Annotated in this window: 24 protein-coding genes and 1 other RNA gene; 3 read left to right on the top strand and 22 right to left on the bottom strand. The window is 55.0% G+C overall.

The window, feature by feature from the left end:
* The first annotated feature begins 37 nt into the window (after positions 1 to 37).
* The gene (locus D9N13_RS10150) at positions 38 to 514 is read left to right on the top strand and encodes a MaoC/PaaZ C-terminal domain-containing protein (protein ID WP_290588990.1); all 477 of its coding nucleotides are present in this window, start codon (positions 38 to 40) and stop codon (positions 512 to 514) included.
* 26 nt (positions 515 to 540) lie between these two features.
* Here the strand turns inward: D9N13_RS10150 and D9N13_RS10145 are convergent, their stop codons facing one another.
* From D9N13_RS10145 to D9N13_RS10135, 3 genes are all read right to left on the bottom strand, one after another.
* On the bottom strand, positions 541 to 1,716 hold the full coding sequence (locus D9N13_RS10145; RefSeq protein ID WP_290588987.1) for a vWA domain-containing protein: 1,176 nt from the start codon (positions 1,714 to 1,716) through the stop codon (positions 541 to 543).
* A 2-nt stretch (positions 1,717 to 1,718) separates the two neighbouring features.
* Positions 1,719 to 2,561, bottom strand: a complete 843-nt coding sequence (locus tag D9N13_RS10140; RefSeq protein WP_290588984.1) for an AAA family ATPase — start codon at positions 2,559 to 2,561, stop codon at positions 1,719 to 1,721.
* 154 nt (positions 2,562 to 2,715) lie between these two features.
* Complete coding sequence (locus D9N13_RS10135) at positions 2,716 to 3,660, bottom strand: hypothetical protein (RefSeq protein WP_290588981.1); 945 nt, start codon at positions 3,658 to 3,660, stop codon at positions 2,716 to 2,718.
* A 224-nt stretch (positions 3,661 to 3,884) separates the two neighbouring features.
* Here D9N13_RS10135 and cysK point away from each other — a divergent pair, with 224 nt between their 5' ends.
* Positions 3,885 to 4,853, top strand: a complete 969-nt coding sequence (cysK, locus tag D9N13_RS10130) for a cysteine synthase A (protein ID WP_290588978.1) — start codon at positions 3,885 to 3,887, stop codon at positions 4,851 to 4,853.
* A gap of 26 nt (positions 4,854 to 4,879) precedes the next feature.
* Here cysK and D9N13_RS10125 read toward each other — a convergent pair whose 3' ends face one another.
* The 14 genes from D9N13_RS10125 to ffs all read right to left on the bottom strand — a co-directional run bounded on the left by D9N13_RS10125 (position 4,880) and on the right by ffs (position 17,615).
* On the bottom strand, positions 4,880 to 5,260 hold the full coding sequence (locus tag D9N13_RS10125; protein WP_290588975.1) for a PilZ domain-containing protein: 381 nt from the start codon (positions 5,258 to 5,260) through the stop codon (positions 4,880 to 4,882).
* Positions 5,261 to 5,281: 21 nt separating this feature from the next.
* Positions 5,282 to 7,180, bottom strand: a complete 1,899-nt coding sequence (locus tag D9N13_RS10120; protein WP_290588972.1) for a DUF1631 family protein — start codon at positions 7,178 to 7,180, stop codon at positions 5,282 to 5,284.
* Positions 7,180 to 7,638, bottom strand: a complete 459-nt coding sequence (locus D9N13_RS10115; RefSeq protein WP_290588969.1) for an HIT family protein — start codon at positions 7,636 to 7,638, stop codon at positions 7,180 to 7,182. The genes D9N13_RS10120 and D9N13_RS10115 overlap by 1 nt, the downstream gene beginning before the upstream one ends.
* Positions 7,639 to 7,658: 20 nt before the next feature.
* Positions 7,659 to 10,154 (bottom strand): vWA domain-containing protein, encoded by a 2,496-nt coding sequence (locus D9N13_RS10110; RefSeq protein WP_290588966.1) that lies wholly within the window; start codon positions 10,152 to 10,154, stop codon positions 7,659 to 7,661.
* A 102-nt stretch (positions 10,155 to 10,256) separates the two neighbouring features.
* Entirely contained in the window at positions 10,257 to 10,610 is a 354-nt protein-coding gene (locus D9N13_RS10105) for a hypothetical protein (RefSeq protein WP_290588964.1), read from the bottom strand.
* A gap of 22 nt (positions 10,611 to 10,632) precedes the next feature.
* A complete protein-coding gene (locus tag D9N13_RS10100) occupies positions 10,633 to 11,076 on the bottom strand; it encodes a YcgN family cysteine cluster protein (protein WP_290588961.1) in 444 nt (147 codons plus the stop codon).
* Positions 11,077 to 11,331: a YcgL domain-containing protein gene (locus tag D9N13_RS10095; RefSeq protein WP_290588958.1), complete on the bottom strand. Its 255-nt coding sequence runs from the start codon at positions 11,329 to 11,331 to the stop codon at positions 11,077 to 11,079.
* A complete protein-coding gene (gene rnd, locus D9N13_RS10090; protein WP_290588955.1) occupies positions 11,324 to 12,472 on the bottom strand; it encodes a ribonuclease D in 1,149 nt (382 codons plus the stop codon). Before rnd ends, D9N13_RS10095 begins: the two co-directional genes overlap by 8 nt.
* Positions 12,473 to 12,562: 90 nt before the next feature.
* Positions 12,563 to 13,708: an acyl-CoA dehydrogenase family protein gene (locus tag D9N13_RS10085; protein ID WP_290588952.1), complete on the bottom strand. Its 1,146-nt coding sequence runs from the start codon at positions 13,706 to 13,708 to the stop codon at positions 12,563 to 12,565.
* A gap of 102 nt (positions 13,709 to 13,810) precedes the next feature.
* Entirely contained in the window at positions 13,811 to 14,539 is a 729-nt protein-coding gene (locus D9N13_RS10080; RefSeq protein WP_290588949.1) for a ZIP family metal transporter, read from the bottom strand.
* 27 nt (positions 14,540 to 14,566) lie between these two features.
* Positions 14,567 to 15,166, bottom strand: a complete 600-nt coding sequence (gene recR / locus D9N13_RS10075; RefSeq protein WP_290588946.1) for a recombination mediator RecR — start codon at positions 15,164 to 15,166, stop codon at positions 14,567 to 14,569.
* 26 nt (positions 15,167 to 15,192) lie between these two features.
* Positions 15,193 to 15,513 (bottom strand): YbaB/EbfC family nucleoid-associated protein, encoded by a 321-nt coding sequence (locus D9N13_RS10070; protein WP_290588943.1) that lies wholly within the window; start codon positions 15,511 to 15,513, stop codon positions 15,193 to 15,195.
* 29 nt (positions 15,514 to 15,542) lie between these two features.
* On the bottom strand, positions 15,543 to 17,375 hold the full coding sequence (dnaX, locus tag D9N13_RS10065) for a DNA polymerase III subunit gamma/tau (RefSeq protein ID WP_290588940.1): 1,833 nt from the start codon (positions 17,373 to 17,375) through the stop codon (positions 15,543 to 15,545).
* Between the two features lie 143 nt (positions 17,376 to 17,518).
* Positions 17,519 to 17,615: signal recognition particle sRNA small type (ffs, locus tag D9N13_RS10060), an RNA gene on the bottom strand.
* A 132-nt stretch (positions 17,616 to 17,747) separates the two neighbouring features.
* Between ffs and D9N13_RS10055 the strand changes: the two genes are divergently transcribed.
* Positions 17,748 to 18,212, top strand: a complete 465-nt coding sequence (locus tag D9N13_RS10055) for a hypothetical protein (protein WP_290588933.1) — start codon at positions 17,748 to 17,750, stop codon at positions 18,210 to 18,212.
* A gap of 28 nt (positions 18,213 to 18,240) precedes the next feature.
* Here D9N13_RS10055 and D9N13_RS10050 read toward each other — a convergent pair whose 3' ends face one another.
* The 5 genes from D9N13_RS10050 to D9N13_RS10030 form a co-directional block, all read right to left on the bottom strand.
* Entirely contained in the window at positions 18,241 to 20,103 is a 1,863-nt protein-coding gene (locus D9N13_RS10050; protein ID WP_290588930.1) for a hypothetical protein, read from the bottom strand.
* 160 nt (positions 20,104 to 20,263) lie between these two features.
* The gene (locus tag D9N13_RS10045) at positions 20,264 to 21,946 is read right to left on the bottom strand and encodes a glutamine--tRNA ligase/YqeY domain fusion protein (protein ID WP_290588927.1); all 1,683 of its coding nucleotides are present in this window, start codon (positions 21,944 to 21,946) and stop codon (positions 20,264 to 20,266) included.
* 219 nt (positions 21,947 to 22,165) lie between these two features.
* Positions 22,166 to 22,741 (bottom strand): DUF3365 domain-containing protein, encoded by a 576-nt coding sequence (locus D9N13_RS10040; protein ID WP_290588924.1) that lies wholly within the window; start codon positions 22,739 to 22,741, stop codon positions 22,166 to 22,168.
* Between the two features lie 2 nt (positions 22,742 to 22,743).
* Positions 22,744 to 24,138, bottom strand: a complete 1,395-nt coding sequence (locus D9N13_RS10035) for a cytochrome c3 family protein (protein WP_290588921.1) — start codon at positions 24,136 to 24,138, stop codon at positions 22,744 to 22,746.
* A 20-nt stretch (positions 24,139 to 24,158) separates the two neighbouring features.
* On the bottom strand, positions 24,159 to 26,135 hold the full coding sequence (locus D9N13_RS10030) for an FAD-dependent oxidoreductase (protein ID WP_290588918.1): 1,977 nt from the start codon (positions 26,133 to 26,135) through the stop codon (positions 24,159 to 24,161).
* Positions 26,136 to 26,187 lie beyond the last annotated feature (52 nt).

The raw sequence follows: 26,187 nt of genomic DNA, 5'->3' as shown, positions 1-26,187 counted from the left end.
ATCGATAATATCACTGCAGATTCAAGGAGAGCTGAATATGACCAGTCTGGAAAACACACCGTTTGATGAATTGGAAGTGGGTATGACTGCCACTTTTTCCAAGACCGTCTCAGAAGAGGACATCAAATTGTTTGCCATCCTGTCCGGGGACACCAACCCAATTCACCTGGACGAGGAATACGCAAAAACGACCCCATTCGGTGGTTGTATAGCCCACGGCGCCATTTGCGCCATCATCATCAGTGCGGCGGTAGCCACTCAGTTTCCCGGCCCGGGCAGTATTTATGCTGGCCAGGAGATGCGTTTCAAGAAGCCGGTACGACCGGGTGACACGCTCACTGCGCATCTGGAGTTACTGGAGAAAAAGCGCCGTGGCAATATCGTTCTGATCGATAATGTGATCAAGAACCAGCACGGCGAGACGGTGTTTCTTGGCGTATCCACCGTGGTGGCGCCTTCCGAGAAAGTGATCGCAAAACCAGTCACCCTGCCCAAGGTGGAACTCTACAACTGAGTTCCACTGATGCGAACCACAGGCCCTCAACGTGCCAGGTAACGCATGCTCTCTTCCAGTCCCTTCAGCGTTAAAGGAAACATTTTGTTTTCTACCAGTTTCTGGGTCCAGGAAACCGAGGTGGTATATTCCCAGGTGTTCTCCGGCTCCGGATTCAACCAGACCACCTTTTCAAAATGATCAGTAATGCGACGCATCCAGGCTTCTCCGGACTCTTCATTCCAATGCTCCACGCTGCCACCCACTGAACTGATCTCATAGGGCGACATGGTGGCGTCACCCACAAAAATCACTCGATAGTCGCTGCTGTATTTGTGCAGTAAATCCCAGGTGTCCGTTCGCTCTGTCCAACGCCGGTTATTGTCCCGCCACACCCCTTCATAAATGAAATTATGGAAATAATAGAAATCCATGTGCTTGAATTCAGCACGACAGGCGGAGAACAGTTCTTCACAGGTCCGCACATAGGGGTCCATTGAGCCCCCCACATCAAAAAACAGCAAAACCTTAACACCGTTACGCCGCTCCGGTACCATTTTGATGTCCAGGTAACCCGCATTACGGGCGGTGGATGTGATGGTGTCGTCGATATCCAGCTGATCCGGCATGCCCTGACGGGTGAACTTACGCAACCGGCGCAACGCCATCTTGATGTTGCGAACGCCCAATTCAACGGAATCATCCAGGTTACGATATTGGCGTTTTTCCCAGACCTTAACCGCCTTACCGTTCTTACCCTGACCGGCCATGCGAAAACCCGCCGGATTCTGACCGTAGGCACCAAAAGGTGAGGTGCCACCGGTGCCAATCATTTTATTGCCGCCCTGATGGCGCTTTTTCTGTTCCTCCAGCCGCTTCTTGAACTCTTCCATCAGTTTGTCGAGATCGCCCATTTGCTTGAGTTTCTCAAACTCTTCCTTACTCAGGGTCTTCTCTATTTCCTTGCGCAGCCACTCATCCGGGATCATGGATTCAAACAGGTCATCCATGACTTCCAGGCCGTCAAAATATTTCTTAAAGGCCCGGTCGAACTTATCAAAGTGCTTTTCATCCTTTACCAGCACGGTGCGAGACAGGTAATAGAACTGATCCATGTCAGCGTACACCGTTCGCTTTTTCAGCGCCGCCAGCAAGTCGAGAAACTCCCGTATGCTCACCGGCACTTTGCCATTGTGCAGTTCGAAGAAAAAATCGATCAGCATAATCAGCTCTCACGTCGATGCATGAATGCCAAACGCTCCAACAGATGCACATCCTGTTCGTTCTTCACCAGTGCTCCGTAGAGGGGCGGAATGGCGCTCTTGTTATCGCGATTACGCAGCACATCCTCTGGAATGTCGTCGGCCAACATCAATTTGAGCCAATCGATCAATTCAGAGGTGGAAGGCTTTTTCTTAAGGCCCGGTACTTTGCGCACATCAAAAAACACTTCCATGGCTTCTTTTACCAGGGATTGCTTGATGCCGGGGAAATGCACCTCCACAATGCGCTGCATGGTTTCCTTGTCCGGAAAATCAATGTAGTGAAAGAAGCAACGCCGCAAAAAGGCGTCCGGCAGTTCTTTCTCGTTATTACTGGTGATGATCACGATGGGACGCTTTACGGCTTTGATGGTTTCCTGTGTTTCATAAACATAGAATTCCATCTTATCCAGTTCTTGCAGCAAATCGTTTGGGAATTCGATATCGGCCTTGTCGATCTCATCGATCAGCAACACCAACTGTTCGTCGGATTCAAACGCTTCCCACAATTTGCCTTTCTTGATGTAATTTTTGATATCGTGAACCCGGTCATCCCCCAATTGGGAATCCCGCAGCCGGGATACAGCATCATACTCGTACAAGCCCTGATGAGCTTTGGTGGTGGACTTGATGTGCCACTGGATCAGGCGCATACCCAGCCCTTCCGCCACCTCTTCGGCGAGCATGGTTTTGCCGGTGCCGGGCTCACCTTTGATGAGCAATGGGCGCTGCAGGCTGATGGCAGCGTTGACCGCAAGCCGGAGCTCCTCGGTGGTAACGTATTTATCGGTGCCTTGAAATTGCATAGTTGGTTGCCTTGAACTGCGTTTAATTTCCGACATTATAAACCAGACGGCTCCCGGAATCAGGGAGCCGATGTGGTTAAAACATCTACTTTAAACACCGTGTTCAGGCTTGAACATGGCCATTGACGCCACATAAGTGGCAGATTCGATCAGATTACAGCTCAGCTTCCACGATTTGGGAAATTTCCTGCCCTTGCAGCACTGATGCGGGGCTGGCGGTCGGCTGGGCCGCCCCCGACGCCGCTGCTGCGGTGTGGGCTGCCTGCTCCTCCTGCTGTTCAAGATGTTGCTGGATGGCGGTGGCCGCAAGTGACAGGGCCTGTTGACAGGAGTGCAGGCGGCCACTCACCGAATCGAGCTTGGCCGCGGCCTCTCTGGCGGACATGGCATCAAGCAATGCCTGGCCCCGCCTGGTATGGGTCTCCACCTGATTTACCACGCTTTCCAGCGCGCGCAATGTGTCGGTGGTCGGCCCCTGCGAGTTGAGCATGCCCTGACCCACTTCGCAGCTGGCCATGGCCTTATTGAAGTGCCCCCGCGCCCGGCCAACGGTTTGCGCAGCGATCTGGCGCGCCGATTCCGCCAGGGCAATTTTCTCCACCAGGCGATCACACACCCGCATCCGCACCGCCACTGACCCTACCCGCAACACGGTGGGGGTCACCGCCAGCGCCTCATCCCTCAAGGTCTGAAATCGTTTAAGCGATGTGCTGGCCTTTGCCAACTGGCCTGCGTCCAAAGCAGCCTGTGCAGCGGCGCATTGAGCCAGGCTCTGTTCCACCACCGGCATCGCTTCAGCCCGGGCTATATTATCTTCAATCAGGGCACAGCGCTTGTGTTCACGCTGGATAAAGGCATTGTTTTCCAACAGGCTTGCATCAATGGCCTGCGCCCGTTCCAGGTGCGTTTGATAGCGTTCGAATTGCTGGCGGGCCTGTTTGCTGTCGGTGCGGCTCAAGCGCGAGGCCTGATTACAATAGGCAATCCCCTCCCGGAACAACGCATCCGCCGCCGCAGCCGAACCGGTTGCGGAGCTTGCCATCAGGTGAGTAAAGGGCAGCAAAGTGAAACAAGAAAGGCTCAACATCCAATATTTCATTACGCGCATCCAACCATTCCATATACAACTATCAGAAGGCTAGCAGCGATTACCGGGCCTGCGCTGACAAAGCTTGATCAAGTGCACACTGCCTTCGGCACTGGATTCCATTTTCGGGAATCGAAAAATAAAGTGTGATCAACCACACACCTGCTCTGTGATTGAAAATGCACATAAGGGGTGTAGAATCAAATGCCAACCAGTGTACCCATCAGGATTTGATCATGGCCAAAATATACGAAGACAACTCCCTCACCATCGGCAACACGCCGTTGGTTCGCCTCAAGAATCTTACCTCTCATACTGTGTTGGCAAAAATCGAAAGCCGCAATCCCGCATTCTCGGTAAAGTGCCGCATCGGCGCCAATATGGTGTGGCAGGCAGAAAAAGACGGGCTGCTGAAAGCCGGCATGGAACTGGTGGAACCCACCAGCGGCAACACCGGCATCGCCCTGGCTTTCGTCTGTGCCGCGCGGGGCTATAAGCTGACCCTGACCATGCCTGCCACCATGAGTCTGGAACGGCGCAAGGTGTTGAAAGCGCTTGGTGCCAACCTGGTGCTTACCGAGGGCCCCAAAGGCATGAAGGGTGCCATCGAAAAGGCCGCCGAGATCGTCGAGCAGAGCGCTGGTAATGCCATTATGCTGCAGCAGTTTGAGAATCCAGCCAATCCGGCCATTCATGAACAGACCACCGGCCCGGAAATCTGGAATGACACCGATGGTGACGTGGATATTGTAGTGGCCGGAGTGGGCACCGGAGGCACGATTACCGGCATCAGCCGTTACATTAAAAACACCCAGGGCAAAGCCATACAAAGCATTGCGGTGGAACCAGTGGATTCCCCGGTCATTACACAAACCATGGCCAACGAAGCACTCGCCCCTGCCCCCCATAAAATCCAGGGCATCGGTGCAGGCTTTGTCCCAAAAAACCTGGACATCAGCCTGGTGGACAGCGTAGAACAGGTGAGCAATGAAGACGCCATTGAATACGCCCACCTGTTAATGGAAAAAGAAGGTATATTAGCGGGTATATCCTGTGGAGCGGCCTTATGTGCGGCATTACGCGTTGCCGACAAGCCGGAAAACGCCGGCAAAACCACGGTGGTGATCTTGCCCGATTCCGGTGAACGGTATCTAAGCTCCATACTGTTCCAGGAAAAATTCACCGAAGCGGAAAACGTGCAGTGATCAATGCAAATTGAAAAAGGGTGCTGTTAGCACCCTTTTTCAATTTGCAGCCCGGACTGCCCCCGTTTCTCAATCATTTTCTCCCACTCTTCAAAATCCGTATTTTCTGCTTCAAAAATTTCGAATCCGGCAAAATACCAGCCGTCATCACCGCAGGGAGAAATCCACTTTACCTCCGCGGTCAGAACAAAGCGGCCATCTTCACCACTGATCTCCACCAACACATCGGTAATCAACCCCTGCTCGACCGGCTCACTCATGTAGATTTTGAGGCCTTTGGCCGAGAGATCCACCGTTTCACAGGCAATCACTTTTTGTATGTAATCCCCCTGCTCGCCATCCAGGGTCAGTTCCAGATAAGCATCTGCCTTGCGGGTGTGGCGTTGTTGACTGCGTTGATCTTCCATTCTGTTGCCTCGTAATGGCCTTTATTTCTTTTCTTTCTGAATAGTGCGTACAACCCGCTCCAGGGTGCTGTCAAACGCCGCCCCGGTATCCAGAATGGTCACGGCACCATGCACCAATAATCGCGCCAGTTCCTGCCGCTGGATGTCCAGCACCTTGATCCCCAAGCGGTTGACAAAAACCATCTTTTCGGAGGCCCGAATCTTGACGGCCAGCTTACAGCGCTGTTCACCCTCACTGGTTTCCTGCGCTATCCACCCCCCCACCTGCAGGGTATCCACTGCCGCAAGTGCCGCAGACAGTTCCTCTTCACTAATGGGGTGCGGCACCACAAACGCTTCCCCGCTGCTGGAATCCTGTGAATCCGCCTCGTTCTGGACATCATCCGCCCCTGACTGCGGCCCTTGGGCAGGGGCTTCGAGCTCGGCTTGGTCATGTTCAACCAAGGACAGGGACGAATTCTGCAGCAGGTCCTCTATGCGGGATGAGGATCGCTCTTCGGCTTTTTGTTCTTCCAGTTCCGCAGCCCGGTTCAGCTGTTCACGCATCTCAATCCAGGATTCTCGAAGATTGCCCAAATTTGTATCCAACTGCAAATCCCAATAGAGTTTTTTCTGCACCGGTTGTACTACGCCACCCTCCAGCGCCAGGGCCAGTTGACGGGCGCTTTTCTTGGCAACGGTTTTACCCGTTTGACCCACCAAAACCCACGGGTCATCACCACTGGCTTTCAACACAACCTTGCACAGCTCATATTGACCAGCAGAGGTCTTCAATCGCAGCCAATCCTCTTCCTCAATTTGTTCGATGGCTTCCAGTGCTTTGGGGCTCACCCGATCGAGCTCGGCTTCCACCACGCGGGTCACGGGAACCTCCATTGCAGGCACTTCCGCCACCGGGGGAACCGCCCCGCTGATCAGAGCTGTCAGAACCAGTTCCAGCGGTTCCATTGCCTGTTCCAGTGCCGTACTGGCGCTGCTGACACTGATCAGCGATGCCCTGATGTTTTTCATGAGCACCTGATAAAATCCCCGATAACCATCCCGTTTAGCATCATCCCGACAACCTTCACACAATTCAACCAGCGATTCGAAGGTACGCAGCTGCCTTTTCCAGCCGGGTCCATCATCCCCTTCCCGCATCGACATCATCAGCATCGAGCGACGCCATTCACCCAGCAGGAAGTCGATGACTTCCGGTGGCAGATGCCGACCGGCGGCAATGCGGTTGAACTCTTGCACCACACGGGGTTCCGCCACTTTTTCCTTACGCTTTGTGACCTCCAGCAGGCGCAGCCGCTCTTCTATCTGCTCCACCTTTTCTGACTGGCCGGCCATCCAGGCTTGTGCCTCTATGCAGATGCTGTTTACCACGGCCACATTGCCCTGAAAACCATCCAGCATGCGTTTGGCATATTGGTTCAACTTATCCCAATAAAGGGTACGACTTTTGGCCGTGCTGCTGAGTAACGTAAGGTAAGCCTGGTTGAGAAAGCGCCGTAGCAGGTTCTGTGGGGCAAAGAAAAAGGAATAATCTGCCAATGCATAACGCACCGTTAATAAACGCAGGCAGGCAAACCAGGCGCCGGCCTCCGCATCCATGGCGCGCTGGGTTTGCAGCTGATCAAAAAGAGCATCCAACAATAAAATCCCACCCCAGTCCGGGGCAGCGATGGGCAAGGCGATTTGAAGTTCAGAACATTGATCCACCAGCGCATCGCTGACACGAGAGCGGGTATCCGTATGCAGCAGACTGGATTGAATTTTTGCCAGATAATCATTCAGTACCGCCTGCGCATGGCGCGTGCGCTGGGGTGTGAGACGGATCTTGTCGGTGACGGGTTCCTCGGCATTGATGCGCAGCAGCTCCACCACCAGGCGGGCACCGATACGGACCTGATCCTGCGGAACTGCATCCTGCATCAGGGCCGCACCCTTTGCGGCATATGAGCACTGATGGCAGCGGCCATCTCTGCCAGGCGTTTGCGGTGCGCCGCCAGGCCAAAGTAGTTTAGATAGCGGCTGGCAAATGAGAACGCCGTTTTATGCAAATCACCTTGGCGCCGCGGCAACACATGAAAGTGAACATGGGGCACGTGTTGATTGGCGGCCGGGCCATCATTAAGAAATACGTTATTGCCGTCACAGGGCAGGCCACTTGCCTTTTGCGCCTTGATCACCCAATGGGCCACCTCAATCAGATGGGCGCGAACGGCCGGCGTCAGGTCTCCCAGATAGGTGGCATGCTGCCGTGGGATAACCAGTACATGGCCCGGGCGCATGGGAAAAAAATCCATAAACACCACACAGTCTTCATCTTCATACACCATGCAGGCCGGCGCATCACCTTTCAATATGGAACAGAAAATACAGTCGGACATGTGGGCCTCAATTACCACGGTTATTCTTTGGTGGGATTATCCAGCATGAATTCATCGTTATCAAAACCGGGATACTTTTCTTCGACGCTACGCTCATCGTCGTCATCGTCCGACCCTTCGGTTTTATCTTTCTTTTTCTGTTTTTCGTCTGCTTCCTTTTCCTGACTGTCGCTTTCCGCATCCGGAAATACCGTGGGCTGTTCCAGCATGTCATCGATCGCCTGGTTCAGTTGCTCTTCCGTTTGCTCGGAGGCTTCCTGCTCACTTAACATCATATCCAGTTCATCAAGCCCTTCGTCTGCCCCCAGGTCATCATCAAAATCATCATCCACTTCAATCAGCTCATCCTCCTCCAACTCCATTGGATCGGCCTCATTGACGTAGGTCTCTTCCGGTTGCGCCGGCTCGGGGGGCGGAACGACTACCGTTGAACCAACACCCTCATCGGCATCGATGGTTCGAATCTGAGTCGCTTCATCTTCATCACCCAGATCCATCTCCGTACCGGAATCCAGATCAAGCTCCAGATCAGCCACCGGTGCCGCGGCAGGCTTTGCTTTCTGTTCCGCTTTTTTCTGCTGAATCTGCGTGATCTCTTCCACTACCCGGCTCTGTTCTTCCTCCGTCTTGCGCACGATCTTGATGTAAAAATAGATGCCTCCGCCAATCACCAGTATATTGCCGATAATGAACACTCCCGCCAGCAACAACCAGTTGGTTCCCTCTTCGTCCGCCGTATTCTGCTGAACAATTTCACCCTCACCCATCAGCATGGGCTCGGGCTCAGGTACCGGTTCAACCTCCGGTAAGGGCGGAATATCATCCGGGGGTAGCTCTTCCACCTCCAGGCTTGGGATTTCCATGGCGTTGGCATCAAAGGTCTCAACCGGTAATAACGGCTCTGGCTCATCCACCGGTTCATCCATTACCACCTGAAGCGGGGTGTAATCCACCTTGTACGGGCCCTGCATCAGTTCAAAGGGCTTATCATTGGCAGAAGTACCCGATACCTTGATCAAGACTTCGTACTCCCCCAGCGCACCGAACGGCGGTACATCGATTCGATAACCACCGGCTTCCGGCAGCGCCTTCTGAATGCTTTTTTCCCCATTGGGGTCGCTGATCTGAGCTACGATTTCAACGTCCTCGGGGTTTACCAGCCCGGCAATGGGTTCAGCCATCAAATAACGCAGTACCTGCCCGTCCTGATCGCGGTATTGGGTGTCCACTTTGAGCACTTCTCTGTGTACGGTCATCCTCAGGGACTTTTTGCGCTTGAAGGTTTTGCCATCCACCAGGACTGTGAAGGTATGCTCACCTTCCGTGATGGTACGGCCCAACCGGGCACTGAACACACCGTCTTCCGGTACGACCTTTTCACCATCGGGCCCATCGGACAACTTGCCTTCAAAGGTTTCACCCGCTCCGGTTTCCTGGCGAAAGGTTATATCCATGAGTTCAAGGAAATTGGGGTTGGTAATAACACGGCCGTATTCATCCAATGACATGGTCATGGTCAGCCGTTCACCCTCCAGCACATTCTCCGGCAAGCCCTGCATGGTGACATTGAGATCTGACACAACGGTGACACGGTTGGCCGGATCCAGGTCCGCCACCACTTTCCAGGTGCCCGGAGTGGGGTTGTAAACCGTGATGAGATCATATTGCTTGTCGGCAAACCAACTCACATTGCGGCTGCCCTGCGAGAGACTGTAGTGTATGCCTTCGGGGCTGATCAGCTTGGTTTCCCGGATTGAGGATTTACGGAAAATCAAGGCGGTGAATTCCTGGATGGAATCGTCAATGGTGAAACTGTCCCCCTCAATCGGCACCTGCTCCGGCAAATTCACCTTGTCGGAGGTTTCAATAAAAATCGACAACAGCTCATCTGCATTGCGGGCCAGAGAGAAGGAGCCACCGGTCCGCAGGGCCACGGATTTCAAAAATTCCTGATCCGCCCCTTCCGACAGGGCCACTGAATGAATACGGAAGCCCGCTTGCTTCAGGCGGGGAATCACCTCATCGAGAATACGCATCCGCTCCGTGGCGTTGACGGCAGGATCCTTGGAAATATCCACCATGCCGTCGGACAGCAATACGATGGTACGCTCCCACTGGTCATCGGGAGTGGTTTGCCCCATGGCGGCCTTTTCCAGCGCCAGACCGATATTGGTGAACAAACCCGCGGAATTAATAGCCTCCAGCTTACCCACCGCCTGCTCTTTCCACTGCGGGGACACCGGCGCCACAGGAACCAGGTTGTTAACGTATTGGCCAAACGACCACATACCGAAACGACTTTCGTCTTTCGCCAGGTTTAACAACAACTTGGCCGCTGGTACCCGCAGGTTCTGGGGGTCGTTCTTTTTCATGCTGCCGGATATGTCGATCAACACTCGCATATCCGGCTTGGCCTGCGCCCCCTTGGTCTGCGCCCCATAGGCACCCTGAACAGCAAACAACGCCGTCCACAGCAGCAGGATCAACATTATTCCGGGTAGGGAGGGTACTCTCACGCAATCTCCGTCAAAAACGTTACGCCAACATGGTTTAGTTATAGCAGCTTTGACGGTAATTTCCTGATCACGGGGTGAAAAGGTGACGGCAAGCCATTGAAATTAAAATGCAGTCTTTTTTTTCTGCCAGTGACGGAACAAGCCATCCGCCAGTAGCACCAACAGCCCCAGAATCAGGCCATAGAGGAGAAACGGTATCGCCCGCAGGGTCTCGGTTTCGGTTTCACTCACCAGGGTGACATCCAGCAGCAGTACGAACAGGGCAGGCGCCCAGTCCAGGCTACCGTACATAACCGGGGCCGGCACTAGAATGGTGGCCGCCACCAGCACTCGCAGTGTCTGCCGTGGCAGTGGCCAGGGAATGGGCCGGGTCATGCGCCACCAGACCGTCATCAGGCCGATGGCCGCCAGCAAATAAATGCCCCAGGTGGTAAGGTATTCAAGGTAATCCAACATGATTCATCCAATCCTGTTTAGCTTAATAGCGAACCCAGCGGATAATGTGCTCTTCCCACTGATCATCCGGTATACCGGCCGAGGGTACGGCCCGGCCCCGCACCGAAATGCCGGCCCGGTGTACCGATTCACGATCACCGCTGATCAAAGGATGCCAGTCTTGCAGACCCCGCCCCTCATACAGGGAGCGATAGGCACAGGTGAATGGCATCCAGTGAAAATACTCTTTGTCTTCGAGCCGCACTTTGACACAATCGTCCACCAGTTTAAAACGCTTGGCATAGTTTCGGCACAAACCACTGTTGATATCCAGCAACTCGCAGGCCAGCCGGGTATAAAACACCTCGCCGCTGTCCTCATCTTCCAGTTTCTGCAGACAACACAGCGCGCAGCCATCACACAGCGACTCCCACTCCTCAGCCGTCATTTCTTCCAGTGATTTGGTGTCCCAGAAGCGTTCTGCCATTCAAAACAGACCTTCATGGGGAGGCATCTGTAAATAGTAGCCGTTTTGCTGGATACCCTGCATGACCAGCTTCACATCCACCCGCGCCAGGGAACGGTCGGCAGTCAACAACAGATCCATAACATGGCCCGGCGTGCCGAAAGACTGCAACAGCGCCTCGGGTACCTGCTCGAAAGGTTCCTGTTTGGGAACATAGATGTACATACCTTCTTTCTTGGGGCTGCGATACACAGAGCACATGATTTTTTCAGTCATGGTCCAGTTCGTCCTTATTGTTGTTGTTTGACGGTAAAACGAATGCATCCAGGCTGGGCTGCAGTGCGGTTTCCCGCCAGCCGCCCGCAAAGGGAGAGTCGGTTGTCAGTGTGCCTGCCATCCTGGCTTTCAGATAATTCACCAGCTGCGCCTTACTGGCCAGTAGGTCCGCCGGTAAACCCAGGGTCTCGGCACAGCTGGCAACCACGTCCCGCAGCGCCTTGTAATCCTTCTGCTGGCTCTTTGAGAGCGGGCGGGGAATAGGGAGCGGCGGCTCGCCCGCCTGCAGGCCGATGTGCAGCTGCTGCAACAATTGATCCCCATAACGTCGAATCTGACTGCCCTGAAAACCCAGTTCCGACAGCACCGCTTTGCTGCTGGGTTGTTTCTCTACCAGGGCATACAGATTCGCGTCCTTGGCAATAAAGGTTTTGGGGATATTGTGCTGGCGGGCTGTCTGCTCCCGCCAGCTGGCCAGATGACGTAACGCGCCCTGCAGGGCCGGCTTCAGTTTCCAGCCACTGCCGAAGCCCAAATACAGCCATTCGTCCGGAGTTTTGTGCTGGTACTTGGCCACCAGTTGCTGACACTCTTCAGCGAACCAGGATTCGCGCCCGGTCTGTTGCAGCTTCTGTTGCAGAATATCCGCTACCTGATGCAGATATTTGACGTCGGCTTCCGCGTAATGGAGTTGGCGGGCCGTTAACGGGCGCTGCAACCAGTCAGAACGGGTTTCCTCTTTGGAAAGCTCCACGCCAATGATGTCCATGAGCAGCCGTTGCAACCCCATCTGACGATCGAAACCCACCAGGCTGGCGGCAATCTGGGTATCGAACAGGTTACTGGGCAGGCGCTTCCACAGCCCCAGAAACACATCCAGATCCTCACCGGCACTGTGCATCAATAACTGCATGTCCGGGGCGAACAGGATATCTCCCAGTGGCTGTAACTGCTGGGTGGAAAAAACCGTGGGGTCCACCAGAAAGACCTGTTGGCGATCGGCGATCTGGATTAAACCGGGGCGGGAATAATAGGTATTGGTGCGAACAAACTCGGTGTCTACAGCCAACCGGGTACAGGATTGAATCTGCTCCACAAGCGACTGCAATTGGTTGGGCTGATCAATCCACTGGTAACTCACTAGTACACTCTCTGAAGGCTGGGGCGATAACCAGCGCATTATAGAGAGAATGGCCGAATATGACTACCTGAACCCGCTAACCATTTGATTCTACAGGCCAAGCTGCTTGGCAATGACTTCGTTCATGATCTCATAGGTGCCACCACCAATGGCTAATATGCGATTATCCCGATACAGCCGTTCCACCAGGGACTCCTGCATGTACCCCATACCACCAAAAATCTGTACAGCATCGTAGGTGACCTTGTCACTGACACTGGTGGCAAAGTTCTTGGCCATCGACACTTCCTTGACCACGTTCTCACCGGCGGCAATGCGGGCGGCAATGCGATAAGTGAATTCCGTCGAGGCTTCTGTCTGGGTGGCCATGTCCGCCAGTTTATGACGCAGGGTTTGAAACCGGTTGAGGGTTTTACCAAAGGCTTCCCGTTGTTTCACATACTGCAGGCATGCTTCCAGCGCCAGCCGCGACGTGCAGTTGGCCATCACCGCCAAATTGAGACGTTCCATCTGGAAGTTGGTCATGATCACATAGAAACCGGCGTTTTCCTGGCCGATGAGATTCGCCGCCGGTACCCGGCAATCGTCAAAGAACAGCTCAGCGGTATCGCTGGCCCACCAGCCCATTTTTTTCAGCTTCCTGCCCACACCAAAACCCGGGGTGCCCTTTTCCACCAGCAACAGGCTGATGCCACCGTAGCCGGGATCACCGGTACGGACTGCCACGGTGTAGTAGTCTGCATTGACACCACTGGTGATGAAGGTTTTGGAGCCGTTCACCACAAAGTGATCACCCTCTCTCGCCGCTTTGGTGCGCAGGTTAGCTACATCGGAGCCGCCACCGGGCTCGGTGATGGCGAGGCACTGAATTTTGCGACCGGCAATCACGTCGGGGCAGATGCGGGCCTTGAGCGCGTCACTGCCCCACTTCACCACCGGTGGCAAACCAATATCGATGGAACCAAGGCTGGCCGCTACCCCACCGGAACCGGCGGCCATGATCTCTTCACTGGCAGCGATCTTGCTGAACATATCGAAACCGGTGCCACCGTATTGCTCCGGGTAGCCGATACCCAGAATGCCGGCGTCACCGGCTTTCTGATACAGGTCTCTGGGCAATTCACCAGCTTCTTCCCAGCGCTCTACATTGGGGGAGATCTCGCGGGCAACAAAGGCCCGCACCGATTCCCGCACCAGGTTCTGGGTTTCACCAAAGTAGCGTTGGTAGTCCGTCATGATCTGTCCTCTGTGTTACGTCTTGCTGGACTATAACCCGGACGAACAACACCAAGCAAGCGCTTGGTTTCAGCCATGAAACACAGCGACCAATCACCCTTTTTAATGGCCAATCAGCATATTTCCGATCATGCCCCCCAGAAAGCCGAACACCGCTCCCATGGGCGGTAACCAATAATTTTTCATGGTGGTTTGGGGCGCGATGTCTTCAAACAGCAGGTAAAGGATACCGCCCCCTGCGAACGCCATAATCGAAGCGGTTACATTGGGGTGATCCTGCAACAGGAAATAGCCGGTGGCAGCGGCCACGGGCCCAAGAAAGGACACCAGAAACAGCAGCCCAAGCACCGCCCCAGGCCGGTGGGAGGCATCCGGTTTGGAAGTGGCTGTCATTTCCCGGAAGGCATTAAAGCCCTCCGGCAGATTCTGAACGCCGATAAACAATGCCAGCAGAATACCAAGCTCACGGTTGTAGACAAACACTGCCCCCAGAGAGATGGCTTCCGGCACAAAATCCATCAGCATGGCCAGCAATTGAGCCCTGGAACCGCCCTGCTGACTCAGATAGGCATCCACCGCACAAAACACCGCCCCGCCGGCAATAAACACCGCCGCCAGTAACCAGGGCTCCAGGCGCTCGATGGCATCCGGCAATAAGGCGAACACCACACCCGCCAACAGGATGCCGCCGCCGAACCCCACCAAGCCATGAAGAAATTCCTGTGACCTGACTCCGTTGCCCAGGGGTACACAACGCGCCAGCACGCCACCCAGGAAAGCCATCAAACCTGAGCCCCAGGCCAACAACAAAACCATCCACAGGGCGTTCACTGGCAGGCCTTCGGGCTGTTCACACTGCTACTCGATCACGCGACGGCCCTGCAACGCCAGGGTGAGCGTGTTGCTGTCCACATACTCAAGATCGCCACCCATAGGCACGCCGTGCGCAATTCGTGAGGCCACTACACCATGACGGCGCGCCATCTCAGACAGGTAATGAGCAGTGGCTTCCCCTTCCACTGTGGTACCGGTGGCGATCACCAGTTCGGTGACTTCACCTTCCGCCAGGCGTTTGTCCAACAGATCGGCTCCGATCTCTTCAGGCCCGATGCCATCGATGGGTGACAGGTGCCCCAGCAGCAGAAAATAGAACCCGCGAAAACTGCCGGACTGGTCGATGGCAATCACGTCCGCCGGCGTCTCCACCACGCACAACAACCCGGGATCACGGGACATCTGGCTACAGGTATGGCACACCGGCGCCTCGGAGAAGTTTCGGCAACGCTGGCAGCGGCCGATCTTATCAATCGCCAACTGTAACGTATCGGCCAGTTTCTGCGCCCCCACCCGATCACGATCCAACAAATGCAGAGCCATGCGCTGGGCGGACTTGGGGCCAACCCCGGGTAAGCAGGTAAGCGACTCGATAAGACGTTGGGTCAGCGGACTAAAGCTCATTCAACACCAGAAATTTCAATGAATTATTAAGGAAACTTAAAGCCAGGTGGTAAGTTGATTCCAGCCGCCAGACCACCCATTTTGTCCTGGTTGGTTTGTTCAACCCGTCGCACCGCATCGTTCACCGCCGCCGCCAACAGATCTTCCAGCACTTCCTTATCTTCGCCCAGCAGGCTATCGTCGATCTGCACCCGCTTCACATCGTGTCGCCCGGTCATGGTCACCTTTACCAGCCCGGCGCCGGATTCACCATTGACCTCCACATTGGCCAGTTCCTCCTGCATTTTTTGCATGCGCTCCTGCATTTCCTGCGCCTGCTTCATCAAATCACCAAAAGGGCCTTTCATGCTGTCACCTTCTCATATCTCACTAGGGTTCAATCTTCATCTACCGGCGTTACCGAATTAAGATCCAGTGTAGCGCCGAACAGGTTCTGCAGATCCCGGACAAACGCATCCTCTTGCATCAGGGCGATCGCAGCTTCTTTTCTTTTCTGCTGATATGTTGCCAACAGTTGATCCGGGGTGGGCATGCTGGGTTCGGTCACATCCACTTTCAGTCTAATGGATTGACCGGCATTTGCCGACAATGCCTGCGCCAGCAGATCTCGATTCTCATCTTTGTACAACACTTCAAACCGGGGGCTGATGGCCAGGGTCCACAGGCCGTCTGACTTACTTTCCAGGGAACAGTTGCGGGCAAAGTTTCTGACCGGGCCATCCAACTCCAGAACCCCTACCAGATCTGCCCATTCGTCCCCCAGTTTGATGACCTTGGTTTTGACTTTCGCCTTGGGCTGGGGTGGTGCATGGTTGGAAACCGTCTCTGCGGCAGCGGATTCACCGGGTAATGGCGCGGCAGGCGGCGTCCTGGCCGGTGCCGCGGGGGTGCTCACCGCGGCGTTGGCCGATGGCGGCCTGGTGTCACGCCCCTCGCCCAACGTGGCTCTCACCTGTGCCATATGGCCGTCAGCGCCGCCCAGCGTTTGCGTTGGGATAGCCTGAGCCGTTTTGGTGGCAGGGTTTGTGGAGGCCAGCCCTGCCGCCTCAGCAGGGCTAGAGGGCTTTCCCGGCTGTGGCACTCCTGCAGGCTGGGTGGCCGTGCCGCCGGCCATGGGTACGACACCCTGGGGCCGGAACATCAAAAGCCGCAACAGGGTCATTTCGAAGCCACTGCGGGCATCCGGTGACAAAGGCAGATCGCGCCGGCCCAGGAGCGCCGTTTGGTAAAACAGCTGCAACTGCTCCGGTGCGAAGCGACCGGCGTATTCCAATATTCGGGCTCGATCACCATCACTGTCGTCCACCGCTTCCGGGGCGATCTGGGCCACCGCCATACGGTGCAAGGTGCTGATCAGATCCGCCAGCACCCCCGCGTAATCGGGGCTCTGCTCCGCCATTTCCGCCACCCGCTGCAGCAGCTGCTCAGCCTCATTTTGCGCCAGCGCCTCGACAATGCCAAACACATACTCACGATCGATGCTGCCCAGCATGGCGCGCACATCTGCTTCCTGAACCTTGCCATTACCAAAGGCAATAGCCTGATCCGTCAGGCTCATGGCATCCCGCATACTGCCATCAGCCGCGCGCCCCAACTGCCACAGGGCAGGTTCTTCGAACTCGACAATTTCCGCGTCCAGCACTTTTTTCAGGTGGCCAACAATGCGCTCCGGTGTCATGGCCTTGAGGCTGAACTGCAAACAACGGGACAGGATGGTGATGGGTAGCTTCTGCGGGTCGGTGGTGGCCAGCAGGAATTTGACGTGCTCCGGTGGCTCTTCAAGAGTCTTCAGTAAAGCATTAAAGCTGTGACCCGACAGCATATGGACTTCGTCAATCAGATAAACCTTGTAGCGGCCACGGGTGGGAGCATACTGCACGTTTTCCAGCAGCTCACGGGTATCTTCCACCTTGGTACGGGAGGCGGCATCCACCTCGATCAGATCCACAAATCGGCCGTCGTTGATCTCCTGGCAGGCACTGCACTGGCCACAGGGCTCGGAACTTATGCCGGTTTCACAATTTAGGGATTTCGCCAGAATGCGGGCGATGGTGGTTTTCCCCACGCCGCGGGTACCGGTAAACAAATAGGCATGGTGCAACCGACCATGATCAAGGGCGTTGATAAGGGCTTTCAGTACGTGCTCCTGCCCCACCATCTCGCGGAATGTTCGGGGACGCCACTTACGCGCAAGGACCTGATAACTCATGTAATTTTGGTTCTGCTCTGGGTGATATCTGGCAGGCCGGCAAGGCCAACAAAAGACGCCCAGTGTAATACGGCAGCACGCTTTGATAAACCAATGAATTGATTTTAAAAGCAGGATTCGGGAATGGAGGGAAGTGGAGGCGACTCTATCAGCCACACCCCGGCACACGAGTCGCCTGCTACCGTTGCTCCCTTCCGGGCCTGGCGGGGTTCACAGGTTATCGTTGCGAGGGGACCAATAGAGCCACCATGACAAGGTGGGCGATTATTCCTTATTTCGTGAACCATTTCAAGGCAAGCAATTGAAGTAACAGTATTTTGTGCAGAATGCGCTAAGCTAGGGGTGAATACCACTCAATACAGGATGAACTTTGTGAAAGCGCTGAGCCTACATTTTCTGATGCCCCTGGTGCTACTGGTCTGCAGCGCGTCGACTCAGGCTGCTGATCGCTGGACCAACCAAACCGTCGATGGCACCCTGATGGCCATCACACCCACTTATCAGTTGCAGGTGTATATGGTGGCCTCCCCTACTGAAACCGTCTGGGCCAAGATCAACATTCCCGTGGATAGGGATCAACTCCCGGAACTGCACAAGCACCGGAAGTCACCGAATTTCCCCTTCATTGATGTAGGCGTGGACGTGGACAAGTACTATCGCACGGCCCAGGGTCACATCCATGATGAGCGCGCGCTGATCACGGTGGAAATCGACCGGCGCCATTGGGATGGGCTGAAAAAAGGCAGCAATTTGATCCTTAGTCTGCCCGATGGCACCGAGCTCAAGGAAAGCCTGCGTGGTTCCGGCGCCGCCTTGCGTGCCGTCGAGCGGCATTGACAGCGGGCAGACTCCACCCGCCTACCGACTAGGGTTGCACGTGCTGAAAAACAAAATCCAGCAACCTGTCCGCCACCTGGTTCTGATGCAATGCGGGCATGTTGACGCTGGCAAACATCGGATCCAGGTGGGACTGGCCCTCCAGGTCAACCACCTCCAGTAAACGATCGGGCTCATCCGGCATGGGGAACGATAAGCCGCCGCCTTTTGCCATCAGCAGCAACGTTGGAACCTGTTTATAGGCCTGCTGAAAATAAGTATGCAGTCCGTACTGTGGTGCAAAGGGTTTGCTGGCTGCATTAATATCCACCACGATGCGCACCGGGAAGTACCATTCCGTTAAATTGGTTTCCCCGATATAAAGAGCCCTGACAAAGTCCTCCATACGGACCATTTCTTCAGTTAAATTGGTGTACTCAACCATACCGGTCTGATCACCGTATGTTGGGTCCGAAGGGGTTCCGATCTCATCCATGTCGGCCCAACTGTAAAGGGGCCCCTGCCCAAGGCTACGCCGATTGGGGCCGGCATCAGCGGCAATATGCTGCTGCTTGGGGCCGGATACCGCATTCACCAGATCGCCCAAAATGGGAATACTGCGCATCAGGTTGAAGAAAGGGGATTTCGTCACCACCGCACCGCCATTGAGATGACCAAGACTGGTTTGCAGAAAGCTGAGGATGGAAAAATGGTCGTCAAACATGAGCCCAACCTGGGCCTCATTGGTATAACGAAAGTCATCAATAAAGGGTCCCCAGGCATAATTGTTGGCGTCCCGGGTATGGAAGAAACGAAACAGATTTTTCAGCACCGGTGACTTGGGCAGGCGATCCAGCACTGTGCTTTCCTCATCCGGTGCCTTGGCCGCCAACAGGCCCACCGCTTCCGGCAAGGCTATGGCTTCAGCACTGAATACCAGGGGAATATCGATGTTCTTGGGCAATATGCCGGTTTCAATCCAGCGCAGTGTTCGACGGTAACCAGCATCGGCTTCGGTATCACCTTCTGCCGCGGCTTGCGCCGTGGCCTGCTGCAGGGTCGCCTGCACGTCCATCACCGGCACGGTGGCGGGCGACGCACCTACCGCATCTGTAATATTGCCAATCGTGGTATCGAAGCCGATGGCACCGGCCACCATGTTGGCACCCTGGTCTTCCGTGGTAGCCACATCCCCATCCAGATCCCAGGCCAGGAACATGGAGGTATGCGCCCCACCCAGGGAGTGTCCGCCCACGAATACCTTCTTGCGGCTCACGGCCGGATCGGGAATCATGGCCTGTATCACGGCGTACATGTCTTCGGTGGATTGTTCCATGCCGAAATCCACCAAGAAAGGCATATCCCGCCCCTGTAGAAAACCCGCGAAAAATTTACCGTTAACGGGTTGCTGGAAATAGTAATACCCCAGGATCAGGTCCTCTGCCTCCTGCACCGTTGCAGCCTGCTCGGCAGCCTGCATTCCGGTCAGATCCTCCAAACAGTTGGCACGCCGGTCCATGGCCCAGATCTCTATGTCCTGGCTGCGGAACGTTTTCGCCATATACACCAGCTGCCGGCCAATATATTCAAAGCCATTGGCCCCTTCCAGAATGCCGGGCACCAATAACACAGCGGCATCGGCCTGGGCCGCATCCGGGCCGCTGTCCCGGGTTTTGAAGCGGAGGAAATTCACATCCCGGCACTGCTCGGGCAACATGGGATCATCGATCTGGTGGATGGCGGGCACTGACTCGTAGGTGACCGACACAACCGCATCAACCTCAGAATCTGACCACAAGGGCTGTAACTTATCATGTTTGGCTTCGGGTATGGGGCCTTCCGGGCTATAACAGCCACCCAGCAACACAGACGCAGCCATGAACAGGATCGCGGAAGTCTTGGCAATGCTCATCCCTGATCTCCTTCTTATGTATTATTGTTTTAATACCCCTCGTTATAACGTAGAGCGGCTGCGATGGATTGTTCAAAACGGTCAACTTCAGCAAAAGAAAAAGCCGCGAATCCGGGGATCCGCAGCCTTATAAACCAAGCAGCCTGGGGGTTGCCGCATCTTACTTTTGCGATTTGGCCCAGGTATCCCGCAAGGTGACCGTGCGGTTGAACACCAACTTATCCGCGGTGGCATCCTCACTGTCCAATACAAAATAGCCTTCCCGCTCAAATTGATAGGGCAGTTCAGCTTTGGCATTTTGCAGTGACGGCTCTGCCATGGCAGTGGTAATGACCGTCAGCGAGTCTGGGTTGATGTGATCCACAAAGTCCGTACCGTCTTTGGCGGCATCCGGGCTTTCATGATTGAACAGCCGATCATACAGTCGCACTTCCACCGGTAATGCCTTGGCGGCAGACACCCAGTGCACCACACCTTTCACCTTGCGGCCTTCCGGGTTTTTACCCAGGGTTTGATCGTCGTAGCTGCAACGCAATTCGACCACCTCGCCCTGCTCGTTTTTGATGACCTCATCGCAACGAATCACATAGGCACCCCGTAAACGCACTTCGCCGCCCGGAATCAAGCGCTTGAAGCCTTTGGGAGGCTCTTCTTCAAAGTCACTGCGATCAATGTACAGCGTGTTGCCAAAGAATATCTCACGACTGCCCAACGTTTCGTCCTTGGGGTGGGCCGGTATGGTGAGGGACTGCTCTGCAACCTGGTTCCAGTTGGTAATCACCACCTTAAGTGGGTGCATGACGCACATTGCCCTTGGGGCATGTTTATCCAGGTCGTCACGAATGGCGAACTCCAGCATGCTGACGTCCACCACCCCTTCACTCTTGGTCACCCCGATCATTTCGCAGAAATTGCGAATGGATGCCGGTGTGTATCCCCGCCGCCGCATGCCGGCGATGGTGGGCATTCGGGGGTCATCCCAGCCGCTGACATGGTGTTCATCCACCAACTGTTTGAGCTTGCGCTTGCTGGTGACCGTGTAATTCAGGTTGAGGCGGGCAAATTCAATCTGCTGGGGATGACAGGGCACATCCAGCTGATCCAGCACCCAGTCATACAATGGCCGATGGTCTTCGAACTCAAGGGTACACAGGGAGTGGGTGATTTCTTCCAGCGCATCAGAAAGACAGTGGGTGTAATCGTACATGGGGTATATGCACCATTTATCACCGGTCTGATGGTGGTGAGCACGCCGCACCCGGTATATAACCGGATCCCGCATATTGATATTGGGGGATGCCATATCGATCCGGGCCCGCAACACCGCGCTGCCATCAGCGAACTCACCCGCCCGCATGCGCTCAAACTGCTGCAAATTTTCTTCCACGGTACGGCTGCGGTAAGGGCTGTCCTGACCGGGCTCAGTCAGTGTGCCCCGCATGGCACGGATTTGCTCGGGAGTGGATTCATCCACATAGGCCTTATGCTGCTTGATCAGCTCCACGGCAAACTCGTAAAGCCGGTCGAAATAATCCGACGCATAGCGAACATCGGCATGCCATTCAAAACCAAGCCAGGTGACATCCCGCTTGATGGCTTCTATATATTCCTGGCTTTCTTTTTCCGGATTGGTATCGTCAAAGCGCAGGTTACAGGTGCCGCCGAACTCCTCCGCCATGGAAAAATTCAAGCAGATTGACTTGGCGTGCCCCACATGGAGATAGCCATTGGGCTCCGGGGGAAACCGGGTGGCCACCCGACCATCGTTTTTGCCTGAATCCAGGTCTTTGCTGATGATTTGGCGAATAAAGTGGGCAGGTTTAACTGGCTCGGATTTGCTCATATGATCTCAATAATCCCGTCTGATACGCCAGGTAAAATGGCTGGCGGCTGCTACTGCCGCGTAGTATAGGGGATTCAGGAGCACAACCCAATAAGGCGCGTCAGAATGCTGTGCCAGCATTGCAAATCTGGCACAGCGCCCGGCCAAGCGTCTCCACTTAACCATAGCAGCCCGGGTATCTTAACCTGACCGCTATTCTGACCGCTTGATGGTTCCTTTTTACATAGGAATACGGACCACCACACCACCCATGGTGTCACCGATTTTGAAATCGGTGCGGGGGGAATCCTTGTGCTCATTATGGCAATCCACGCAAGGGGTCGCCACGGCCACATCCGGGTACACAGCGGTGTAGTACTTCACACCACCCAGTTCTTCCTCGCCGTAGTAGTTTTTGCCGGGGTTGTCCACGATATACTGCAGACCCGCCTTTTCCGCTTCCGTCACCGGTGCATTCTGCTTGTTGATGGGCCACAGCGATTGCAGCGAATAGGTGAACGCGTCGGTGCGCTCAGCCACTGCCTCGGCGCCGAAACGGAACATCTGAGCCGGCAGCGGAGCACCGTTTTCCAGATCTTCCCAATGCTCATCGGGTTTGATGAATTTACCCTGGGCTCCCAGGCGTTTGATAATCAGCTTTGTATAGTTAGCCCGGTCGGATGCCATAACGGCAAACAGGGAGTCGGCCATGATCTTAGGATCAATCCCAGCCGCCTTCTCCTCACCCCCACAGCCTGCGGTCAGAACCACAGAACCGGCTAACACCAATGAACCCCACAGTTTAGTTACTTTCATGATCACTCCTTCACTCTCTCTATTGCCATTTTAATACTGTCGATGGAAACGCTGGGCCGCCCCTGGAAGTTGTTCTCAATGAGCGCTGGATCCGCGAGGGCATCCAAGGCAAATTGCAAACCGTGACAGTCCAGGCAAACGGTCCGAATCATTTTTTCGTTTGGCCTTAAATTCGCGTTCTGGTTGTGCTGGGTATGGAACTCCCCGGGCTCCTGCTCGCTCTCCAGTTTGGGCATGTGGCAGGTGGCGCAGGTCACCCCACTGCCTGCCGGCAACTCACCGGCTGCCTCGCGCAACAACAGGGCGTAATGAGGCGATGCCTTATATTCATTGGTATGCCGGTCATCATGGCACCCCATACAGGCCTCCACTGCGGCACTGGCGCCCAACGGGTAATCGTGAGCCCCATGACAGGTGTTGCAGGTGAGGCTCTGATCATGAACGTCCGCCTTGAATGGCAGCCGGCCCTGGGCCGGGGTCATGGGTGTGAGCAATCTCACTTCTGGATTCTGCAAAGCCTTCAGTGACGGATTTAAGGGGAATGATTCCACCGCATCCCGCTTTACCGCCAGACGCATGCCATGCTTGCCGGTGAGAAACCCTTCTGCCTGCGCTTGATGACAATCCAAACACACCAACGCATCCGGCTGTTCGGTAAATCGCTCCCCCGCGCCATGACAGGATGAACAGTTACTGTCCTCGGTGGCATGGGCACTGTGCAACCACTGCTTTTCCGCCTCGGCGGCCTTGAATGTCTGCACGGGGTAATCCGGTTGCGGGGCAGCATTCACTGCCGCGGGCTCGGCAACATAGGCTTGCATTGCAGCAATAATCGGTTGCGCACTGATGGCAGGCTCGTTGGAATGCTGAAGCAGGAAATCCTCATACAGCGCCCGATTGTCATGGTAATTATGACACCCGGCGGAAGCGCAGGTATCAAATGCCATGCCTTCATGGGACGGGCGATCTTCCGCAATATCCTTGTGGCAGGCCACGCAATAGTCCGTCGCCATGGTCACCCCCATGTCCCGCGTGATACGCGGTTGGTGTTCACGATGGCAAGCAACGCAATAGCGTGCATCTATTTGCTCCAACCGATCCGCATTACGGGGATCGGTAAATTTCGATTTGGGGTGCGAATCATGCGCCGCTTTCAACTCTGCCGCATGGCATCCAACACAGGCATCCTGCAACACATCCCCGCCACCAAATGGTGATTGATGACAGGTGGCGCAAGCCATTTCAATTTGATGGTGGCCATGCGTGGTTTCACCAATCAGAAAAGTTTCTTTTTCCGTTTTCATAAACAGCTCATTGGCCCAGATTCCCGCCATCACCAACACTGCGATTGTCAGTAGGGAATACAACAGGGTTACTTTTCTAACACCCTTTTTCACACCGAAACCTCAGCTACCCATCAAAAGAAATACACGCTCAACACATGAAAGCCCAACAACACCGGCAAAGGCCAAAACAGAACAATGTGAGCATGGGTAAACCACTGTCGCATCTGCTTGCCGGTGTAACCCATCTTGGTATAGCGCTCGCCACCGATTACCGCACCGGCGAAGGCACCCACCAGGGCCAGCAACAGGAAATCGAGCATTAGATACTGGTTAATGTTCTCACCCAGTGAAAAGCCGGTGTGTAAATACAGAATCACCAGCGCCAGAACGCCGAGCACAGTGTGAATAAAGCGCCACCAGGGAAAGCCTCCCAAGGTAAACTTTTTGATCCGCTTGCGTAAGGAAATCAGAATACCCGCCACACTGATGCCCAGTAACGTAAAGCCGGTAATCTGTTTCAACAGCGAATCCGTCCAGAACGACTCCAACCAGCTGGCGGATTCAAAGTGCTCCGAATAAACGGGGCTCGGTAACAGGAAATTAGCCACCACCAGTAACGCGCTGAGCGCAACCACTGCAATCAAGGGTTTACCAGTCGCCACCACCGGTTCCGGCACAAAGGGTGCCCCCGCCAGGTCGGCCAGTAACGGCTTACATGAGCCGCACACCGTAGACGCTCCGGTACACTGGGCCAGATCGGCAACCGACTGACAACCCTGCAACTGGGCTTCCACCAAGGTGCCTTTATCCACCGCCCGGCAATTGCAGACAATAGCGGACGCAGGCCATTCCCTTACATGGGCGGTATCTTCCTGTGGCCAGATTCGACCTTCGGATTTAAAGCGGGCAACCTGCCAGGGAAAAATCCGTTGTTCATTAACTACCGCCTGCTGCAGGCGACTGCGCTCAGCGCACGCGCCTACCGCAACAAACCCTTTTAACCGACTGCGTTTCAGAAACAGTTTGCGGTAATCACCATTCTCATTGTGAAAGGTGATGGTCTGATCGATCTGATTCTCATATTCATCGCTGATCCAACCAATGGTGAATATCGGCAGATCGAGAATTTTCAATTGCGTGGCAGCAATGGAACCCGTATAAGTCGCCGAGCCCTCACACAGCCGGTCAGCCAGAATGGCAGCCTGCTCCAGGCCGGGTGCCAGCAAACCATAAATGTCACCCCGGTGCTCTGCACATTCCCCGATGGCAAACACATTCTCCTGACTGGTTTGCAGGTGATCATTCACCACAATACCGCGACCTACCTTTACCCCGCTACCGCGGGCCAGGTCCACATTGGGTTGAATTCCGGTGGAAAAAATAACGGTGTCACACTCAATGGTTTGCCCATTACGCAGCAGAACCGCAGTAACATTGCGTTGACCCACCAATTTGCGCACACCGGAGTTGAGGAACACTTCTATTCCATACCCTTCCAGAGTTCGCTTAAGAATGGCGCCACCTTCGATATCAAGCTGCCGGTTCATCAGGCGATTACTTTGGTGAACCAGGACAACCTGGGTGTTATTGCGCTGCATGGCGCGAGCGGCTTCCACTCCCAGCAACCCGCCACCCACCACCACGGTGCGCCGGGTGCGCACGCTGCGGGCCATCAACTGCTGGGCGTCGTTCAGGTCTCGAAAAACATACACACCGGACAGCTCAATGCCCGTCACATTGGGCACCCAGGGGTTGGAACCTGTGGCAAACACCACTTGATCAAAGCGGTGGCTAACCCCTTTGTCGTCCAGCAGTGTCTGCCTGCGCTGATCAAGCTGTACTACACGCCGGTTAATGAACTGAAAGTTGTCCCGCTCATCGCGAATTTCGGGAAACAGTATCTCGCTGTAACGGACTTCCCCCGCCACCAGAGAAGAGAGCTGAATACGGTTGTAGGGTCGCCAGGGCTCGTCGCCGAACAGTTTGATGACGCCGGGATACCCACGATTGAGAAGCTCCCGTGCAAACTGAACACCCACCGGCCCGCTTCCGATGACCACCATGACCTTATGGTTGGGCAGCGGATCAGGACTATCGGAACTCGGCACTGTTCCATCATCCCATTGGCTAATTAACTGGGGCTCGGCCATGACAACTCAC

The organism is Ketobacter sp. GenoA1, assembly GCF_003671475.1.
In the GTDB taxonomy this organism is placed as follows: Bacteria; Pseudomonadota; Gammaproteobacteria; order Pseudomonadales; family Ketobacteraceae; genus Ketobacter.
The sequence above is the reverse complement of the archived record's forward strand: the minus strand, read 5'-3'. Positions and strand labels throughout refer to the sequence as shown.

Bases quoted from the DNA above. Each gene is read 5' to 3' on its own strand.
- D9N13_RS10150 (WP_290588990.1), top strand. From the start codon at position 38: ATGACCAGTCTGGAAAACACACCGTTTGATGAATTGGAAGTGGGTATG.
- D9N13_RS10145 (WP_290588987.1), bottom strand. From the start codon at position 1,716: ATGCTGATCGATTTTTTCTTCGAACTGCACAATGGCAAAGTGCCGGTG.
- D9N13_RS10140 (WP_290588984.1), bottom strand. From the start codon at position 2,561: ATGCAATTTCAAGGCACCGATAAATACGTTACCACCGAGGAGCTCCGG.
- D9N13_RS10135 (WP_290588981.1), bottom strand. From the start codon at position 3,660: ATGAAATATTGGATGTTGAGCCTTTCTTGTTTCACTTTGCTGCCCTTT.
- cysK (WP_290588978.1), top strand. From the start codon at position 3,885: ATGGCCAAAATATACGAAGACAACTCCCTCACCATCGGCAACACGCCG.
- D9N13_RS10125 (WP_290588975.1), bottom strand. From the start codon at position 5,260: ATGGAAGATCAACGCAGTCAACAACGCCACACCCGCAAGGCAGATGCT.
- D9N13_RS10120 (WP_290588972.1), bottom strand. From the start codon at position 7,180: ATGCAGGATGCAGTTCCGCAGGATCAGGTCCGTATCGGTGCCCGCCTG.
- D9N13_RS10115 (WP_290588969.1), bottom strand. From the start codon at position 7,638: ATGTCCGACTGTATTTTCTGTTCCATATTGAAAGGTGATGCGCCGGCC.
- D9N13_RS10105 (WP_290588964.1), bottom strand. From the start codon at position 10,610: ATGTTGGATTACCTTGAATACCTTACCACCTGGGGCATTTATTTGCTG.
- D9N13_RS10100 (WP_290588961.1), bottom strand. From the start codon at position 11,076: ATGGCAGAACGCTTCTGGGACACCAAATCACTGGAAGAAATGACGGCT.
- D9N13_RS10095 (WP_290588958.1), bottom strand. From the start codon at position 11,331: ATGACTGAAAAAATCATGTGCTCTGTGTATCGCAGCCCCAAGAAAGAA.
- D9N13_RS10085 (WP_290588952.1), bottom strand. From the start codon at position 13,708: ATGACGGACTACCAACGCTACTTTGGTGAAACCCAGAACCTGGTGCGG.
- recR (WP_290588946.1), bottom strand. From the start codon at position 15,166: ATGAGCTTTAGTCCGCTGACCCAACGTCTTATCGAGTCGCTTACCTGC.
- D9N13_RS10070 (WP_290588943.1), bottom strand. From the start codon at position 15,513: ATGAAAGGCCCTTTTGGTGATTTGATGAAGCAGGCGCAGGAAATGCAG.
- dnaX (WP_290588940.1), bottom strand. From the start codon at position 17,375: ATGAGTTATCAGGTCCTTGCGCGTAAGTGGCGTCCCCGAACATTCCGC.
- D9N13_RS10050 (WP_290588930.1), bottom strand. From the start codon at position 20,103: ATGAGCATTGCCAAGACTTCCGCGATCCTGTTCATGGCTGCGTCTGTG.
- D9N13_RS10045 (WP_290588927.1), bottom strand. From the start codon at position 21,946: ATGAGCAAATCCGAGCCAGTTAAACCTGCCCACTTTATTCGCCAAATC.
- D9N13_RS10040 (WP_290588924.1), bottom strand. From the start codon at position 22,741: ATGAAAGTAACTAAACTGTGGGGTTCATTGGTGTTAGCCGGTTCTGTG.